The 17,192-nt window shown below is 57.2% G+C and carries 14 protein-coding genes; 9 read left to right on the top strand and 5 right to left on the bottom strand.

The features are described from left to right. The first annotated feature begins 82 nt into the window (after positions 1-82). The 6 genes from HY298_23590 to HY298_23565 all read left to right on the top strand — a co-directional run bounded on the left by HY298_23590 (position 83) and on the right by HY298_23565 (position 7,571). Positions 83-1,153, top strand: coding sequence for a hypothetical protein (locus HY298_23590; GenBank protein ID MBI3853245.1), 1,071 nt, complete (start codon positions 83-85; stop codon positions 1,151-1,153). Further along, entirely contained in the window at positions 1,150-2,568 is a 1,419-nt protein-coding gene (locus HY298_23585) for an O-antigen ligase family protein (protein MBI3853244.1), read from the top strand. The genes HY298_23590 and HY298_23585 overlap by 4 nt, the downstream gene beginning before the upstream one ends. 15 nt (positions 2,569-2,583) lie before the next feature. Beyond that, positions 2,584-3,018: a type II 3-dehydroquinate dehydratase gene (gene aroQ, locus HY298_23580; GenBank protein ID MBI3853243.1), complete on the top strand. Its 435-nt coding sequence runs from the start codon at positions 2,584-2,586 to the stop codon at positions 3,016-3,018. A gap of 212 nt (positions 3,019-3,230) precedes the next feature. Further along, positions 3,231-3,698 carry an acetyl-CoA carboxylase biotin carboxyl carrier protein gene (gene accB / locus HY298_23575; GenBank protein ID MBI3853242.1) on the top strand — a complete coding sequence of 156 codons (468 nt, stop codon included), beginning with the start codon at positions 3,231-3,233 and terminating at the stop codon, positions 3,696-3,698. A 76-nt stretch (positions 3,699-3,774) separates the two neighbouring features. After that, positions 3,775-5,157, top strand: a complete 1,383-nt coding sequence (gene accC / locus HY298_23570; protein MBI3853241.1) for an acetyl-CoA carboxylase biotin carboxylase subunit — start codon at positions 3,775-3,777, stop codon at positions 5,155-5,157. A 170-nt stretch (positions 5,158-5,327) separates the two neighbouring features. Beyond that, positions 5,328-7,571, top strand: coding sequence for a response regulator (locus HY298_23565; GenBank protein MBI3853240.1), 2,244 nt, complete (start codon positions 5,328-5,330; stop codon positions 7,569-7,571). 147 nt (positions 7,572-7,718) lie between these two features. On the opposite strand, the gene HY298_23560 is transcribed toward HY298_23565, so the two are convergent. Next, on the bottom strand, positions 7,719-8,600 hold the full coding sequence (locus tag HY298_23560) for a DMT family transporter (protein ID MBI3853239.1): 882 nt from the start codon (positions 8,598-8,600) through the stop codon (positions 7,719-7,721). 124 nt (positions 8,601-8,724) lie between these two features. Here HY298_23560 and HY298_23555 point away from each other — a divergent pair, with 124 nt between their 5' ends. Next, entirely contained in the window at positions 8,725-10,005 is a 1,281-nt protein-coding gene (locus HY298_23555) for a sulfatase (GenBank protein ID MBI3853238.1), read from the top strand. A gap of 83 nt (positions 10,006-10,088) precedes the next feature. Next, the gene (locus tag HY298_23550; protein MBI3853237.1) at positions 10,089-11,135 is read left to right on the top strand and encodes a hypothetical protein; all 1,047 of its coding nucleotides are present in this window, start codon (positions 10,089-10,091) and stop codon (positions 11,133-11,135) included. Between the two features lie 71 nt (positions 11,136-11,206). Here HY298_23550 and HY298_23545 read toward each other — a convergent pair whose 3' ends face one another. Both HY298_23545 and HY298_23540 read right to left on the bottom strand, forming a co-directional pair. After that, on the bottom strand, positions 11,207-12,592 hold the full coding sequence (locus tag HY298_23545) for a cytochrome P450 (GenBank protein MBI3853236.1): 1,386 nt from the start codon (positions 12,590-12,592) through the stop codon (positions 11,207-11,209). Positions 12,593-12,655: 63 nt separating this feature from the next. Continuing rightward, complete coding sequence (locus tag HY298_23540; protein ID MBI3853235.1) at positions 12,656-14,107, bottom strand: PLP-dependent aminotransferase family protein; 1,452 nt, start codon at positions 14,105-14,107, stop codon at positions 12,656-12,658. 150 nt (positions 14,108-14,257) lie between these two features. Between HY298_23540 and HY298_23535 the strand changes: the two genes are divergently transcribed. Continuing rightward, positions 14,258-14,674, top strand: coding sequence for a hypothetical protein (locus HY298_23535; GenBank protein MBI3853234.1), 417 nt, complete (start codon positions 14,258-14,260; stop codon positions 14,672-14,674). A 43-nt stretch (positions 14,675-14,717) separates the two neighbouring features. On the opposite strand, the gene HY298_23530 is transcribed toward HY298_23535, so the two are convergent. Together HY298_23530 and HY298_23525 are read right to left on the bottom strand one after the other, a co-directional pair. Beyond that, complete coding sequence (locus HY298_23530; GenBank protein MBI3853233.1) at positions 14,718-15,980, bottom strand: AP protein; 1,263 nt, start codon at positions 15,978-15,980, stop codon at positions 14,718-14,720. Beyond that, positions 15,958-17,181, bottom strand: coding sequence for an FAD-binding oxidoreductase (locus HY298_23525; GenBank protein ID MBI3853232.1), 1,224 nt, complete (start codon positions 17,179-17,181; stop codon positions 15,958-15,960). The genes HY298_23530 and HY298_23525 overlap by 23 nt, the downstream gene beginning before the upstream one ends. Positions 17,182-17,192: the final 11 nt, after the last annotated feature.

Genomic DNA, 17,192 nt, shown 5'->3' with positions numbered 1-17,192 from the left:
GAGCGGGGTTGCAAGGGGAACCTCTGCCCGCGGCAGAAATTTTTTGTTACGTTCTTCGCGGGGTGTGTTTATATGGACGGCAATGGCATTCAAGAATTTTCCCGAACAGGAACAGGTGGTGCAGTTGTTGCAGCGCAGCCTGGAGCGCGGACGGTTGGCGCACGCTTATCTCTTCACCGGACATTCGCTCGGTGAATTGGAAGGCATCGCCCGGACACTGGCCAAGACACTGAATTGCTTGCGGCCAATGCGAAATAAGACCGGAGCCCCGGCCGTTGATAGTTGTGATCAGTGTTTGAACTGCCGCAAGATCGACCATGACAATCACGCCGACGTGCACTGGGTGCGGCCGGAATCAAAATCGCGCGTCATCACCATCGAGCAGATGCGCGACTTGATGCAGGAGATTCATCTCAAACCGACCGAGGCGGATTTCAAGGTGGCGGTGATCGTGGCGGCAGACCGTTTGAATGTGCAGGCGGCAAATGCATTTCTGAAAACCCTGGAAGAGCCGCCTCCGAAATCCATTTTGATCCTGCTCACGACCGAGCCGCAGCGGGTGTTGGAGACGATTCTTTCCCGTTGCTTGCGGCTAAACTTTGCCGGCGAGGGCGGTCGGGTGTTGGATGCCGCGCAAACTGGGTGGCTGGCGAACTTCGGCGAAATGGCGGCGGCTGAACAGAAAGGATTGCTGAGCCGGTATCGGCTGCTGGGAGTTTTGTTGAAGAAACTGGCCTCCCTCAAAACGGAAATCGAAAAAACGTTGACGGAGCGTTCACCGCTGGAGCGTTACCCGGATGTTGAACCGGAGTTGCGGGAGAAGTGGGAGGAGGAACTGGCGGCGGCGATTGAAGCGGAGTATCGCCGGCAGCGGGAGGATTTGCTGCTGGGGCTGCAATGGTGGTTGCGCGATGTCTGGTTGCAGACGCTGGTGCTGCGGCCGGAAGGCAACCGCGAGGCGGGGCATTCCATGCGAGTGAATGAGTTGCTGAATCTCCCACGGCTGGAGAGCGCCCGGCAGGTGGCGCAGAGGATTCCGCCAAATCAGGCCGTCGTGAATCTGCAAGTGCTGGAGCAGACTCAAAGATTGCTCAGAACAAATGTGCAGGAAGCCTTGGTGTTGGAAGTCGGCCTGCTGAAGCTCAAATTGTGAGTCCGACTCCCGCAAACGCGCCACGACGTTCCCTCACTTTGCAGGAACTTTACGCGCTCGTGTTTGGACTTTTCCTCGGGCTGGCGATTTTGAAATTCGGAAATCCCGTCATCCTGGACGCCAAGATTACTCCCCCGGTATCGCTATCCGCAGCGTGGACCGATGCCTGGCCAACGCACTGGGCCAACTGGCTGCTGGGGTGGCTGGTGATGTCTGGCGCGTGGCTGGCCAGCAAGAAGAAGGTGCATTGGTCAGGCGGATGGTGGTTGTGGGTGCTGCCGATCGTGTGGTTCGGATGGCAACTTGTCTCCGCAACCCAGACAGTGGATCGCACGCTCACGGAGGCGACGCTGTGGCAATTTGCGGGATGTCTGGCTTGTTACTTTCTCGGTGCCTTGGTGATGGGGCCGGAAAGCGCCTTGCGCTGGATGCTGATCGGTGTGCTGGCGGCGTTTACGTTTTGCCTGGTACGGGCGGCCAATCAGCGATTGTTCGAGTTTCCGCAGGAACGGCAAGTCTTGCTCGAAGGTGAGCGGAGCGGCTGGACAAACTTTCCTCCCGGAGTGGTTCAGGAGATGAAGCGTGACGGATTCATCATCTCCACGAACGGAATGGAGGTGGCGAATCCGGTGATCATGGCGAAATATGCGAAGGGGCGTGTGCATGGAACGCTGATGTATCCCAATGCGCTGGCTGGGCTCGTGCTCATGCTGTGGCCGCTGGCCATCGCACTGGCCGTGAACAGTACGCGCCAATTTCGACCGCTCACGAGGAGGGTCGTCATCGCGTTGACGCTTCTGCTCGGCGGTGCCGGACTGTTTTGGACGGGCTCAAAGTCCGGTTGGTTGATCGCGCTGGCGCTTGGCGGCGCGTCGGTGTTCCGACTCAACTGGCCGAAGCGATGGAAGGGGACGGCACTGATAGTGATGGCGGTGGTGGGGCTGACGGTGTTTGCCTTTCGATTTCAAGGCTACTTCGCGGCGGGCGCGACGAGTGTTGGCGCACGGTTCGATTATTGGCGCGCAGCAGCGCGGATCACCATGGAATATCCTGTCTTCGGCACAGGCCCCGGCACTTTCCAACGACCCTATGCGCGGCTGAAGTCTCCCGACGCGGAGATGGCGCGGCTTACGCACAACGACTACTTGGAACAATTTTCTGATTCGGGAATCATTGGGGGACTGAGCTACACCACCTGGGTCGGACTTTTGCTGGTGACGCTCGGTCGGCGGGTCTGGCGATCGAAAGGCGCTTTGCCGTTCGCAGTCCTTGTTGGGCTGTTGGGCTGGGGTTTGCAAGGCATGGTTGAGTTTGGGTTGTACATTCCGGCCTTGGCGTGGACAGCTTTCAGTCTGCTTGGCTGGCTTTTTGGCGGAACCGCAAATCCATTCGACAATCGGACGACGCAGGCCTAACCTCCTTCCTCGAACATGAAGATCTTGTTCCTAAACGGTCCGAACTTGAACATGCTCGGCCAGCGCGAGCCGGAGATCTACGGACGCACGACGCTTGCGGATATCGAGGCAAGAGTCCGGGAGCGGGCATCGAGCCTCCGCGCGGAGGTGGATTTTCGCCAATCGAACGTGGAGGGTGAGTTGGTCGCTTGGATACAGCAGGCCAAAGGCAGGTTCGATGTCATTGTTCTGAATGCGGCGGCCTATACCCATACCAGCGTGGCTCTCCGGGATGCCATCGCGGCCACTGGCGTTCCGACCATCGAGATTCATTTATCAAACACACAGTCGAGGGAGAAATTCCGTCATAAATCACTCATTGCACCGGTCTGCGTTGGGCAGATCGCCGGGTTCGGTCCAAACTCCTACGTTTTGGCGCTCGAAGCGGCCGTTAATGTTAACGAGAAGTGATAATCCAAGTTAATTAGGCATTTTGGCGTTGTTTTTTGGAGGTTTTAGCGTGACAATTTTTACTACTTGACGCGTTTTTCGTTCCTGTTTACGTTCGCCAGCAATTGAAATAAGCAATCAAGCAGGGCCGAAGTTCGGCTGCTGCTTTTTTGCTTAAGTGACGACAGCATTGGAAACCGACCCTAAGAGCTGATTTTAACCAAAACTTGATTGTGGACCTGAAGGATATCAAAGCCATCATCGACCTGATGAAGAAGAACTCCATCTCGGAATTCGAGTTGGAGCGGCAGGATTTCAAAATCAAACTCAAACGGGTAGGGGGTGGCGCGGCGGGCGTGCCTCAGACTGAAGACGCCCCGGTGATTACTTATGCTCCCGCTCCTGCAGCCATTGCAGCCCCGGCAGTCGTGGTTCCTCCACCACCAGTGCCTGCGTCAGGCGAGTTGGATATCAAGTCTCCCATGATTGGCACGTTTTACCGGGCGCCGTCGCCGGAATCAGGTAATTACGCCGAAGTCGGCACGGAAGTGAATCCCGACACAGTCGTTTGCATCATTGAAGCGATGAAGGTGATGAACGAAATCAAAGCCGAGGCCAAAGGTGTGATTACACAAGTGTTGGTCGAAAATGCCAAACCAGTCGAATTCGGCCAACCACTTTTCAAGATTCGTCCCACATGACGAGTTAATGAATGTGTCGCTTTGTTGATCCAAGCCAGACTGACTGGCTAAGTCTAACGCTTCCGCTCTAAACCACATGTTTGAGAAAGTTTTGATAGCCAATCGAGGAGAGATCGCCGTTCGAATCATTCGCGCGTGCAAAGAGCTTAACATCCGCACGGTGGCCGTTTATTCGGAAGCTGACGCCAACTCCATGCACGCACAAATGGCCGACGAAGCCATCTGCATCGGCAAGGCGGCCAGCAGCGAGAGTTATCTGCGGATCGACCGCATCATTAGCGCGGCAGAGATCGCCGACGTGGACGCGATTCATCCGGGGTACGGGTTTCTTTCTGAAAACGCCCACTTTGCGGATGTTTGTGAGAGTTGTAACATCCGCTTTATCGGCCCGAGCTCCCGGGCGATGAACGCTTTGGAAGACAAGGCGGTGAGCCGTGCGCTGGCCAAAAAGGCTGGTGTGCCGGTGCCTCCCGGCTCGGATGGTTTGGTGGATAATGAGCAGGACGCGCTCGTGACGGCCAAACGGATTGGTTATCCGGTCATGATCAAGGCGGTGGCCGGTGGCGGCGGACGCGGGATGAGGCCAGCGCACAATGACATTTCACTGGTCAAAGGCTTTCACACCGCCCGCACCGAGGCGGATAAAGCCTTTGGCAATTCGGGTGTCTATATCGAGAAGTTGATTGAGAACCCGCACCATATCGAGTTTCAAATCCTGGGCGACCATAAAGGTCACATCATTCACCTCGGCGAGCGCGATTGTTCAGTTCAACGACGCAACCAAAAGTTGATTGAAGAGACGCCCTCCCCGTTGATCGAGGGCAGACATCGCAAGTTGAGGGACAAGATCGGCAAAGCGGCAGTGCGCATTGCCGAGCTGGCGCATTACACCAATGCCGGCACGGTCGAATTCATCGTGGATGATCGGGGTAATTATTACTTTCTCGAAGTCAACAAACGCATCCAGGTGGAGCATCCCATCACCGAGGAAGTGACCGGCATCGATCTGGTCCGCTATCAGATCATGATTGCCATGGGGGAACCGTTGCGCCATTCCCAGAGCGACATCCAATTCAAAGGTCACGCCATCGAATGCCGCATCAATGCCGAGGACCCGTTTGATGATTTCCGTCCCAGCCCCGGACGAATCGAAATGTATTATTCCCCCGGCGGGCGCGGCGTGCGGGTGGACAGTCACGCCTACGCCGGCTACACCGTCCCGTCCCATTACGACTCGATGATCAGCAAGCTCATCACCTACGGCAAAGATCGGCGCGAGGCGATGGACAAGATGAGTCGCGCCCTCAGTGAATACATGCTGACCGGGGTGAAGACGACGATCTCCTTCCAACAGGCAATTCTTCAAGACCCGAATTTCCGGCGCGGTGTTTACTCCACCAACTTTATCGAACAACTGTTGAGCGGTGCCCGGCGCGAATTGATCGAAGAGAAGGCGTAACCAATAATCGTGGCCACCCGCTGTGGTCGCGGGGACTAGCCAGCGGCAGGTTCCGGACGCCGGTCGGGATTGAGCAGCCGGCTTGGAACATCAACATTCCTTGGCCCTTGCTCTCTTTCGTGATTGCGTCGCGCCCGCCCGCGGAGTAATTGCATCCCAGGATCAGTTGAATGAACCAATTTGGTTTTGACCTTTATTTCAGCCGCGAACACTTGAAGGCGGGGCTGCTGGTTTCTTTGCTCAGTGTTTGGGTATTGGTGGCCCTGTTCTATTACCTCAACCGTTACACCAAACGCCGATATTTCACCATCTGGGCCACGGCCTGGCTGTTTTACGCGCTGTGGATCACTCTTCGCTTTGGCTTTCATGGAGCACAACGCCCCCCGTTCTTGTTGATGGTGCAGCAATGGTGCGTGGGCGTGTCCGCGGTGTTCCTGCTTTGGGGTGGATTGCGGTTTCTCGGCCGGCGCGTCCGCCAGCGGCTGCTGGTTTTTTTCATGGGATTCCTGCTGACGTGCAGTTATCTCGGCTCCTACCACCTGGACGATCCGCTGTGGGTCGAGCTGGCGACTTTTGGATTGATCGGAGTCAGCAGCATTTTGATCTCGTGGTGTTTCCTCAATTACCGCCGGAAGCGCGAATTCATCGGCGCCACATTGCTGGCGCTCGGTTTTTTTCTCTGGGGCGTTTACATGATCAGCTACCCGCTGATGGAACACACCGAGGACCTGGTCAGCATGGCGTTGTTCATCTCCGCCGCGCTCCAGTTGTTGCTGGCGGTCAGCATGATCGTCCTCGTTTTAGAGGAGGTCCGGCACACTCATCAACTGACTTTGCACCAGGTTCATTCGCGCAAGATCGAGCGGGACGCCTTGCAGACGAAAGTCTTTTTGACGCAGGAACGCTACCGTAGTCTGTTCGACCAGTCCGGTGATGCGATTGTGATCACCAATACGGAAAATCTGCTCATCCTTGAAGTCAACCGCGCCGCGGAACGCGTGTTGGGAGTCAGTCACACCGAAGCCGCGCGGCATGCCCTGACCTCGTTTTGTCAATTGCGGGGCGGCACCTGCTCGAAGCCCTACACCGGAGCCGACTGGTTTGATTTGATTCGCCGCCAACAGCCGTTGATGTTGGTGAGGAAAAACGGCGAGGTTAAACCGTTCGAGGTGGACGCCGCCCCGCTGGATTTTGACGGCCAGCCCGCCTACCAGTTTTTATTGCGCGAGTTGACGGAGCGCGCCCGTCTGGAACAGCAATTGCGCCAGTCCGAAAAGCTGGCGGCTCTCGGCCAGATGATTTCCGGCATCGCCCATGAATTGAACAATCCGCTCGCGGTCATCAAAGGCTATCTCGAATTGATTCTCGACCACCACCAGTTGAGTCCGCAAACGCGCACTGACCTGGGGAAAGTGGTGCGCGAGAGTAATCGCGCCGCCAAACTGGTGATGAATTTTCTGTCGCTGGCCCGCGAGCAACCCGCGCGGCGCGACCTGGTCAATCTTAATGAGTTGATCCAACGTGTCGTCGAGTTGCGCAAAATCGAACTGTTGGTCGCGAAAACCGAATTGCACCTCGAACTGGACCCCCACCTGCCACCCACCGCCGCCAACGCCGACCAGATCCAGCAGTTGCTCATCAATCTAATGAACAACGCGCTGCAGGCCATGGTCGACTCATCCCGACCGGGTTGCCTGAAGATTCGAACTCAGCGCAACGGGGAATTGATACAAATCCTGGTGGAAGACAATGGCCCCGGTGTGCCGCCGGAATTGGAGACGAAAATCTTCGAGCCGTTTTTCACCACCAAGGAAGTCGGCACCGGCACCGGGCTGGGACTTTCCATAGCGCACGGCATCATGACCGAGCACAACGGCCGCATCTTCTATCAACCCTCCTCCCTCGGCGGCGCCGCTTTTCTTCTCGAATTCCCCGTGGTGACGGAACCCTTCCCGAGCTCCGCTTCGTCCGACACAACCTTTCTCTCCGCCCAGGCCGACACGCCGCCGGCCCGGGCAGGCGATATTCTGGTGCTGGACGATGAACCGTCCATCGCGGAAATGCTGGGCGAGATGTTGAGCCTGCTCGGTCACAACCCCACCTTGAGCCATGCTCCCGCCCATGCCCTCGAACTGCTCGGCAAGCGGAATTTTGACCTGATCATTTCGGATTTCCGCATGCCGGGACTGAATGGCCAGCAGTTCTACGAACTGGCGAAGAAGAAAAAGCCGCATCTGGCGCGGCGCATCATTTTTCTGACGGGCGATGTCGTGAACGAAGAGACGCAAGCCTTCCTGCGGTCCACCGGCAACCCGTACCTCACCAAACCCTTCAAGCTGGCCAGGATAAGGAAAATCGTCACCGACGTGCTGCAGGACAATGCCTCACCCGACTTGGCGGCCAAAAACGTCTGACCAGAGTGATTGCCACACCATTTCTCTGGGAAAAGGAATCAACCGCTCCTGACCCGGCCCTGCGGCCACCCCTCCCCATGAGTCCTTATCCCATTCGGACACCACTTCGCTTGGAAATTGTGTGAGCCTTGCCCGGACCGTGCCTTTCTACATCGTCTCGGTCTTAACTTGCCTCGATAATCCAATCACTAGGCCAGTCACAATCGCCACGCTGCCCCAGAATTGTCCGCGATGCAGCGGTTCGCCGAGCCAAAGTCCCGCCACCGCGATGCCCACCACAGGCTGGATGAAAATCGTCAGCGCCGTCACGTTCACTTCCGTTTCACGAATGACCACAAACCAGACGCTGTAACCGACCAGCGTGCAGATGAGCGACAAAAAGCCCATGATCACCCACGCGCTCACCGGCATCGTCCGCGCCGCCAAAATCGTACCGTGACCGTCCAGCAACAAGTTGACTACCGCTCCGCTCACGATCGCGACACCCAAGACTTTCATAAACCCGGCGCGCGCGATCAACGGTTTGCCCATGACCGAGTAAGTGGTTTCGCAAACAAACGACGCGATGAAAAGCAAATCGGCCGTCAAACCAGGCAACTTGAAATCCGCCCGCCAAACCTGCGCCAGCAGCACCACCCCCAACAAGCCGAAACTGAACCCCACCCAGCGTCGACGACCAATGTGCTCTCGCAAAAAAATCGCCGCCGCGATGGAGGTAATCAACGGCTCCAAGGCAATCAGCACCGAACAATCGCTGGCCTGACCTTGGCGAACGCCCGCGACCTGCAACCGCGGCGCGAGCACAAAGACGATGATCCCCATGGCGCTCGCTTTCACCAGATCGAACCCGCGCGGAATTTTTCCCGGTAGCCAAGGCCACAGGATCACCAGGACGATTGCGGCCAGGCAGAACCGAAGCGTCACCACTTCGCCCGAATCCAGATACGGCGTCAGCACCTTGAAGGTCGAATAGGAAGCCGCCCAAAAAAGATTCAAGACCGCCAGGAGGATTAGATGCGCCGGTTTCATCGGGTTTGAGCAACGAGCGGAAAACAAATCGTCTTGGGAGCGAAGTAGCAAGCGCAATTCTTCCAAACACGCGGATTGATTTGGATGAGAAAGTTGCCATCGTGTTCAACAAACAAAGCCATCCATGAACAAACGCTTGCTCATCCTCGTTTTGATTGCCGGATTGGGTCTGGTGGTCAACGCCACTGCGACTTCCGCAACACAAACCAAACCCAACGTCGTGATGATCATCTCTGACGATCAAGGCTGGACAGACTTCGGCTTCATGGAGCATCCCGTCATCAAGACGCCGCATCTGGACAAGCTCGCCACCGACAGCGCGGTGTTTCCGAACGGTTACGTGCCCACGTCGCTCTGCCGCGCCAGTCTCGCGACGTTGCTGACCGGTCTTTACGCCAGCCAGCATAAGATTTGTTGCAACGATCCGCCGGATGGCGTTGATCGCACCTCGATGCATCCGTTCATTAAGAATGCGCCAACCGTGCCGCGATTGCTCCAGCAAGCCGGCTATCGCAGTTTGCAGACGGGAAAATTCTGGGAGGGCCATTACTCGAACGGCGGTTTCACCGAAGGCATGACGGAGAAGGGTCGTCACGGCGACGCGGGTTTGAAAATCGGGCGAGAAACCCTGCGACCAATTTACGATTTCGTTGAAACAGCGCGGGGCAAACCGTTCTTTCTCTGGTATGCCCCGATGATGCCGCACGAACCCCACAACCCGCCGGAACGAATTCTCAAGAAATATCTCGTCGAAGGACGCAACGATAAAGTCGCCCGCTACTGGGCGATGTGTGAGTGGTTCGACGAAACCTGCGGCGAGTTGCTCGATTATATCGACAAGAAAGGATTGCGCGAAAATACTCTGGTGGTGTTCGTCGTGGACAATGGTTGGATTCAGGAAACGGGCGGCGTCCGCACCACGCGCGGTTCGTTCGCCCCGAAGAGCAAGTTGTCGCCGTACGACGGCGGAGTGCGCACGCCCGTGATGCTTCGTTGGCCCGGTCACACCAAGGCCGGTCGCTACAACGATCTGGTTTCGACGATCGATCTCGCGCCGACGATGCTCACTGCTTGCGGAATGAAACCGCCCAAAGCGATGCCGGGTCTGAACCTGCTCGACGTAGCCGCCGGGAAATCCAAACTCAAACGCAACGCGGTGTTCGGCGAAATTTATCTGCACACCGCCGTGGACATCAACAAGCCGTCGTTGAACTTGACGCATCTTTGGGTGCGGGAAGGCGATTGGAAGCTGATCACCTTCACCGATAAAAACGTCGGGCCGGAGCTTTACAATCTGGCGAACGATCCTGAGGAAGAACGGAATCTAGTGCTGCAGGAATCAACGCGTGTTCTGCATCTCCGCACGGTCTTGGACAAATGGTGGACTGCAAAACACACGCCATGAAACACGCGCGACGGCAAAGGTGTCGCCTGGCAGGTTCATTGCTCATCCGTCGGTGTCAACGACAGTACAACCTTTTCTCTCATATGAGACAAAAGGTTGTACTGTCAGAGTTGAACAAAAAGCGCGCTGTAACCGCATTTGTTTTTCTCACGCTGCTGCCTTTGGCTTTCCAGTTGTTTGGTGAAGGTGCGGCATCCAAGCGTCCTGAATTCACACCGCGCACACGGGTTTCAATCACCAATGGCCAGTGGCATATCAACGGCGAAGTGACTTATCGCGGCGCGAAAGCCGAAGGACTGCTCATGAATGTCCGCATGGTCAACGCGGTGTTCGAGGATCGCAAGCGGCCGGACTTCGACTCCGAAGCCAACACCGACAGATTCATCGCTCACATCCCTGACTACGCGGCGCATGGCGTTCGCGCGTTCACGATTTGTCTGCAAGGCGGCACGCCGGGTTACGAAGGCGCGGTGAACTCGGCGTTCAATTTGGATGGCTCGCTGCGCGCTTCATATTTGCAGCGCGTGCGCCGCGTTATTGAAACGTGTGATCGCAACGGCGTCGTGGTGATCCTCGGTTGTTACTATCAGCGGCAGGACCAAATCCTAAAGAACGAGGAAGCCGTGCGAGCGGGCGTGGTCAACGTCGTGAACTGGATCAAGAAACGTAAATTGTCGAACGTCGGTCTGGAAATCGTCAATGAATTTCCGCACAAAGGATTCGACCATCGGCTCCTGAAAACGCCTGAAGGCGAAGTGGAGTTGATGCGTCTCGCCAAACGGACGGCGCCTGAATTGCTCGTCTCCACCAGCGGAATTGGCGATGGTCGTTTGCCCGACAGTGTCGCGCAGGCGAGCGACTTTTTGTTGATTCACTTTAACGGCGTTTCGCTCAAGACTATTCCGGAACGGATCGCGGCTTTGAAAAAATTCAAGAAGCCGATTGTTTGCAACGAGGACGACAAAGTCGGCATAATCGCTGCGCAAGCCGCCGAGTTGTCCATCGCCAACGGCGCGTCCTGGGGTTTGATGCTGCTCAAGGTGAATCAAACTTTTCCATTCTCCTTTCAAGGCGCGGCAGACGACCCGGTCGTTTACGCGAAGCTTAAAGAACTGACGACGGCTCGTTAGAACGATTCAGGTGCGATGAGCGCGCTCGCTCCCAACTCCGACTGCATCAGGTCGGATCGGCATTCTGAAGTTCAAACCACGCACTTGGCTGCGTCTTTCTTCGACTTTTGTGGTTTATTCTCGCGGCTCTCGACCTTCAAATAAATTCCCTCCTTCGGTTGCAACGTAATCGTCGGCCAGGGTGTCACGGCGTAGCCCGGCGATGAAGTCAGCCGGAATTTTTGCCGCACGGTTGCCAACACCAACGTTGCTTCCATCATGGCGAATGAATTGCCGATGCAAATGCGTGGTCCGCCGCCGAACGGGAAGTAAGCGTACTTGGGCAACTGTTTGACGAATTCGTCACTCCAGCGTTCCGGTCGAAACGTTTCGGGATTCTCAAAATAACGCGCGTCACGGTGTTTCAACCACTGACTGATGATCAGCGATGTGCCGGCTGCGATCCGATGACCGCTGATTTCGCAATCGTTGATCGCCTCACGTCCGATCACCCACGCTGGCGGAAATAATCGCATCGACTCCTTCACCACTTTTTCGGCGTAACGCAATTGCGGCAGGTCGGCAAAGCGCGGCGCGCGTCCGCCGAGCACGGCATCCAGTTCCACCGCCAGTTCGTCGTCGGCTTGCGGATTCTTGGATAGAAGATAAAACGCCCACGACAACGCGAGCGCCGTCGTGTCCAGGCCGGCCACCATGAACGTCGTGAGTTCATCGCGGACCTGCCGATCGCTCATCCGATTTCCGTCGTCGTCCTGCGCCATCAGGAGCATCGACAGCAGATCGCCCGCGTCCTTGCCGCTGGCGCGCCGTTCCGCAATGAGGCCGTAAATAAATTCATCGAGGCGACGCACGACTCCTTCAAAACGTCGCGCGTTCGGCGTCGGCAGGTAGCTGCCGAGAAATCGCCAGACACTCCATTGCGTGGTGAACTGTTCCAGCACCGCGGTCGTGTCGCTGATTTCTTCAACTGCGCGGGTCACGGTGGAATTGAACAGGGTTTTGACAACCACCTCGGTTGTGATCCGCATCATGTCGCGATGAATCTCGCGGGTTTCGTCCGGCTTCCACGCCGCCAGCATCCGCTCTGCAAACTCGACGATGATATTGGCGTAAGTCGCGATTCGTTCCCGGTGAAATGCTGGCTGTGCCAAACGCCGTTGACGCAGCCAGAAGTCGCCTTCACTCGTCAACAATCCCTCGCCGAAGAGCCGCCGCATGAACGGTGTGCGGTAGCCGAGGGTCTTGCGGAAGTTGCGGCTGTTGGTCGCCAGCACATACTCGATGTCCTCCGGCGCGTTCACCAAACAGACCCGCCGATTGACGAAGCGCAGCGGAACGAAATCGCCATGATCACGCGCGCAACGTTCAAGGAATTCGAGCGGATCGCGCCGAAAATCTGGCATGTTGCCCAACCAAAACCAGCCTTTGGGACGAGATGGTGAAGCGGCCACGGTCATCGTCAATAGATTGACTGATGAGACGAAGTTGGCAAGAAATTAGAATTCTTCGACAGTTGCCCATCACATCCTCCGCGCCATCATCTGGCCCAGCTTGACCATGGCTTGTTCGATTTTTTCCGACCACGGATTGCCGCAACTCAACCGGATGAAATTTTGATATTTTTGTTTCGGCGAAAACATCGGGCCGGGAGCGATACTGATTTTTTCCCGCAGCGCCTGGCGATACAGTTCCATTGAGTTGATGGCCGGCGGCAGTTCCAACCACAACACCAGTCCGCCCGTCGGGCGCGTGACTTTGGTGCCGGCGGGAAAATAACGGCTGATGGCCGCGGTCATGCGCTGGGTTTGTTCGGCGTAATAACGGCGGATCTTGCGCACGTGATGATCGAAGCTGCCGTTGGCCAGAAAATCAGCGACGGCCATTTGCGGCAACGTAGCGGTGGCGCTCGTGCTCACGAATTTCAAGTATTCGACCTGCGCTTTGAAGCGGCCCGGCGCGGTCCAGCCGATGCGATAGCCCGGCGCAAGAGTCTTCGTGAACGAATCGCAGAGCAGCACGAGTCCTTTCTTGTCGAACGCCTTCGCTACTTTCGGACGCAGCGGCGCGAAGGGGAGATTGCCGTATATGTCGTCTTCGATGAGCGGGATTTCGCGTTCGGCCAGCAGTTCGACGAGTTGCTTTTTCTTTTCATCCGGCATGCAACTGCCGAGCGGGTTGCTGAAGTTGAGCGTGAACACGCAGGCCTTGACGCGGCAGCATTTGAGTCGCTTTGCGAGTTCATCGAGGCAAACCCCTTCGCGCGGATAGGTGGGGATTTCGCAGGCGCGCATGCCGAGGGATTCAATGATCTGCAAGATGCCGAAAAACGTCGGGGTTTCGATGGCGATGGTGTCGCCGGGCTTGGCGACGGCGCGCAAACAGAGGTTGAGCGCCTCCGTCGCACCACAAGTGATGACCAGATCATCGGGCGACAATGCGCAGCCCGCATCCAACGCACGACGCGCGATTTGCAGGCGTAATCCACTATTGCCGGGCGCCGGATCGTAACTGTTGGCAAGTGTCGGATGACGACGGCCCACGGAAGCCATCGTGCGATTGAGTTCCTTGTTGGGAAATAAATCGGGAGCGGGCAGCGTCGCTCCAAGCCGGACCAACGCTGGATCGCGGATGGCCTGAATGACCTGCATGGTCAACTCGCTGCCGCGGATTTTGGTCGGGCTGGGCGCTGGCTTGGTCATCTCCGGCTCAGCGGGTTGTGTCCAACTCCGCGCGCGGACGTAATAACCGGATTGAGGGCGCGCTTCGATCACGCTGCGGCTTTCCAACAGACGATAGGCTTGCATGACCGTGGCGATGCTGACGTCCTGCTGCGTGCTGAGTTTGCGGACGGAAGGAATGCGTTCGCCCGGCCGCAATGTGCCGTGATCGATGAGTTGAACGATGCGTTCGGCAACCTGCTTGTACAAACGATGCGACGCGGAAAAGCTGGGAGACAAACTTTCTGTAACCATAGGGCGATGATACGTGTTATCCGCTCGGCAGATAGTGACACTTCGGGAGAAAGAGAGCCAGCACAGTTTCGGTGATGTTTGGAACTGTTCCGGTTATTTATTTCGAGGTCTGCATCTGTGCAGGTCAGCGGCTTGATTTAGGATTGGGATATGAAAACAATGAACATGGTTGATGAAGCGGTAAAGATTGCCGGTGCGCCATTGGTGAGATTTCTGCGAACGGGCGACAATTTCGGCTTGCGCGAGGAGGAGGTTGTACCGTCTGGGCCAACGGATGCTCCCGACGGACGGTCGCTGGCACAGTGCACTGCAATCGCTGCGCCGGCTGCGGGCGAAGATTTCGGCTGCCAGGAAACGCCACGTAATTCCGTGACCGAAGGGAACAGCAAGGTGGTGCGCCTCGCGACATTGGCGCGCCGCGAAGTGATTGTCGAAGCGCCGCGTCTGGACTTTGTTCAAGGTTACTTGGTGAGAGAACGGCGTGCAGAGGAAGCCTTGGAGAATTTTGTTTTCATCGTGCTCTGGCTTGGTTCGCTGGTTGCGCTGGGTTGTTTCGTGATGGCATAGCGAACAGGTGGATACATGATTCTTTGTTTTATGTCGCAAGCAACTAGCGAGGACGAGCGGCGGGATTGTTCTTCAAAGTCCGGCCAGCGACCGGCAGTAAATCAGCGATGGGCGGGCCTGACCTGGGCACGGCGGCGTGATAATCCTCCCCGACCAAAGCGGCCAGGGTGGCGGCGATCTGGTTTTGACCAATCGGCGCCACGTTGGTTCTCTCTCCCAGCGGTGGTGTGTCCGGGCCGAGCACCGCCAGCCAGATGTTTTCGGCGCCGGCAACGTTAGCGCCGTGGTTTTTCCACTCGCTCGGACCGCTGCCACGGCCATGATCGCAAGTGAGAATGAAGGTGGTTTTGCCGCGATATCCACGCAGCGATTGAACGGTCAGCCATAAAGTTTTCACGTAGTCGTCCATTTTGCGAGCGGCAACCAGGTAACGGTCGTAGCGACTCTCATGGGCCCACTCGTCGGTTTCGCTGAAGGCGATCCAAACCAACCGCGGCCTCTTTTCCGTGACGTATTCGACCGCGGCGTGGAGGTAAAAGGAATCAAAGTTCATGTCCGGCCACAGTGGTGTCGTGTCGCGGAAAAGTTTTTCCACCAGTTCCAGGCGCGAGCCGCGTTTGGCGGTGGGAGTTTTTTCGTAGCCGGTCCAGACGGGGATGCCGCTGCGGCCGGCATTGAGAATGTAGGGATGGACATCCCAATTGGCAAAGCCGGCGACGCGGTTGGTGAAGGCGGGCTTGCGGTGCAGCCATTCCAGTACGCTCACGTTGGGGTTGTTCCGCTTTTCGTTTTTGTCGATGCGGTCGTCGGCAAACCCGGTGAAGATTTCATTGAAGCCGGGGTAGGTGAATTTTTTTCCGTTCGTCAGGACGGCGGTACTGCCTTTGTTCTGGTTGCCGTGGAGCTGTCCCTGCTGCGCAATCACGGACCAGAAGAAGGGGAGGAGCGCCGCCCGGCGTTCTACCGGTGTTTCGCGCCCGAACATCTGGCGCAGGCGGTTGGTATCAGCCACCCCGCCGTTTTGGTTGTCCATCAGCAAAGCCTCGGCGCCGCCAAAAACTTCCTGCCAACGCAAGCCGTCGACAGTGATCAGAAAGACATTCTCCGTTTTGGTGGAAGTCGCGTTGAGTGATGGGCCGGTGAGCAGGAGCAACGCGGCGAGCACAAGGCATCTTGGGGCAGCCGGGATGACGAGACGCCGACCGGGAAATCCGAAATCCGAAATCCGAAATCCGAACGGGCGCGGAGATTCGTTGCTTCGGCCAAGGTGAAGGGGTTGCGAGTTAAAGGCCATAGTAAGTTTCATAAACGTGCGCGGCTTGAGTTTGAGCTTGGTCCCAGTTCCAACTGGTTTCCGTGAATCGATCCGGGCCGAGGCTTTGGACGTAGGGTGAGGGCTGGGATTCCAGCAGGGATTCGACAACGTGGCGGCCAATGCCGGCCGAACCCGAAACCCCGTGGGCGTTGCAGCCGCCGGCCATGACGAAGCCTTTGATTTTCGCGGTTGGCCCAATGATGAAGCGGCCATCCGGCGTGAACGTTGGCCAGCCCTTGAAAACACTCCGGATGCCGAGGTCGGCGACTTTCGGGAATTGCGGCACGAGGTCTTGCGCAAACTTCGCCAGGACATCCCAATCCGGTTCGATGCCGGGCGGATTTCCGTTCAGCGCATACTTCTGCGGGTCGGTGTGAAGCGGATTCGGCTCCCAACCACCGACGAGCAAAGCATTGACGTCGGTGCGGATGTAAAGGCTGAGGTCAGGAACGCGGATGACAGGCAAAGTTGGCGTCAGCCCATCGCATGGGACGCTGACAAAATATTCGTGGCGCACGGGCACGATCGGCAACTGCAGCCCGACGAGTTTGGCGATGTGAAACGCGTGCGCTCCGGCGGCGTTGATGACGACGTCGCATCGGATCGTTCCTTTGTTGGTTACCACGCCCGTGACGCGGCCCTCATGCATCAGGATTTGTTCCGCCGCTGTGTTGACGCTGAATCGCACGCCGCGCCGCCCGCTTTGCGAGCAGTAACTCGCGGTCAAATCATACGGCTGCAAATAGCCGTCGGTTGGACACCAAAGAATCGCCTTGGCCATCGAAAAGTTCATCCCCGGCCATTTCTCTTCCGCGACCTTCGGCGTGATGAATTCCGCTTCCAATCCCGCGCGGTCGGCGATCGCCTTCATCCGTTTGAATTCTGCCACCCGTGCGGCGTTTAACGCTACGCGCAACGATCCTACCTGCCGCCAGGTCGGATTGGTTTTGGTGTCCTTCTGCAAATCCGAAAAGGTCTTCACCGACCACATGGCGAGTTGCGTGCGCTCGATGGTGGTGCGCACCTGGCCGACCAGTCCGGCCGCTTGGGCTGAGGTTACGGCGGCGACCGACGGCTCTTTTTCGATGACGAGGATATCGGTCTCGCCCGCCAGCGCCAGTTGATAAGCCGTTCCGCAACCAACCGCGCCGCCGCCGATGATGACGATCTTTGCGTCTTTGAGTTTGCTCATGATGGTTCGTC

It is taken from the genome of Verrucomicrobiota bacterium (assembly GCA_016200005.1).
Lineage (GTDB): Bacteria > Verrucomicrobiota > Verrucomicrobiia > Limisphaerales > PALSA-1396 > PALSA-1396.
Note: the sequence above shows the minus strand (reverse complement) of the source record. Positions and strands in the feature narration are given on the sequence as shown.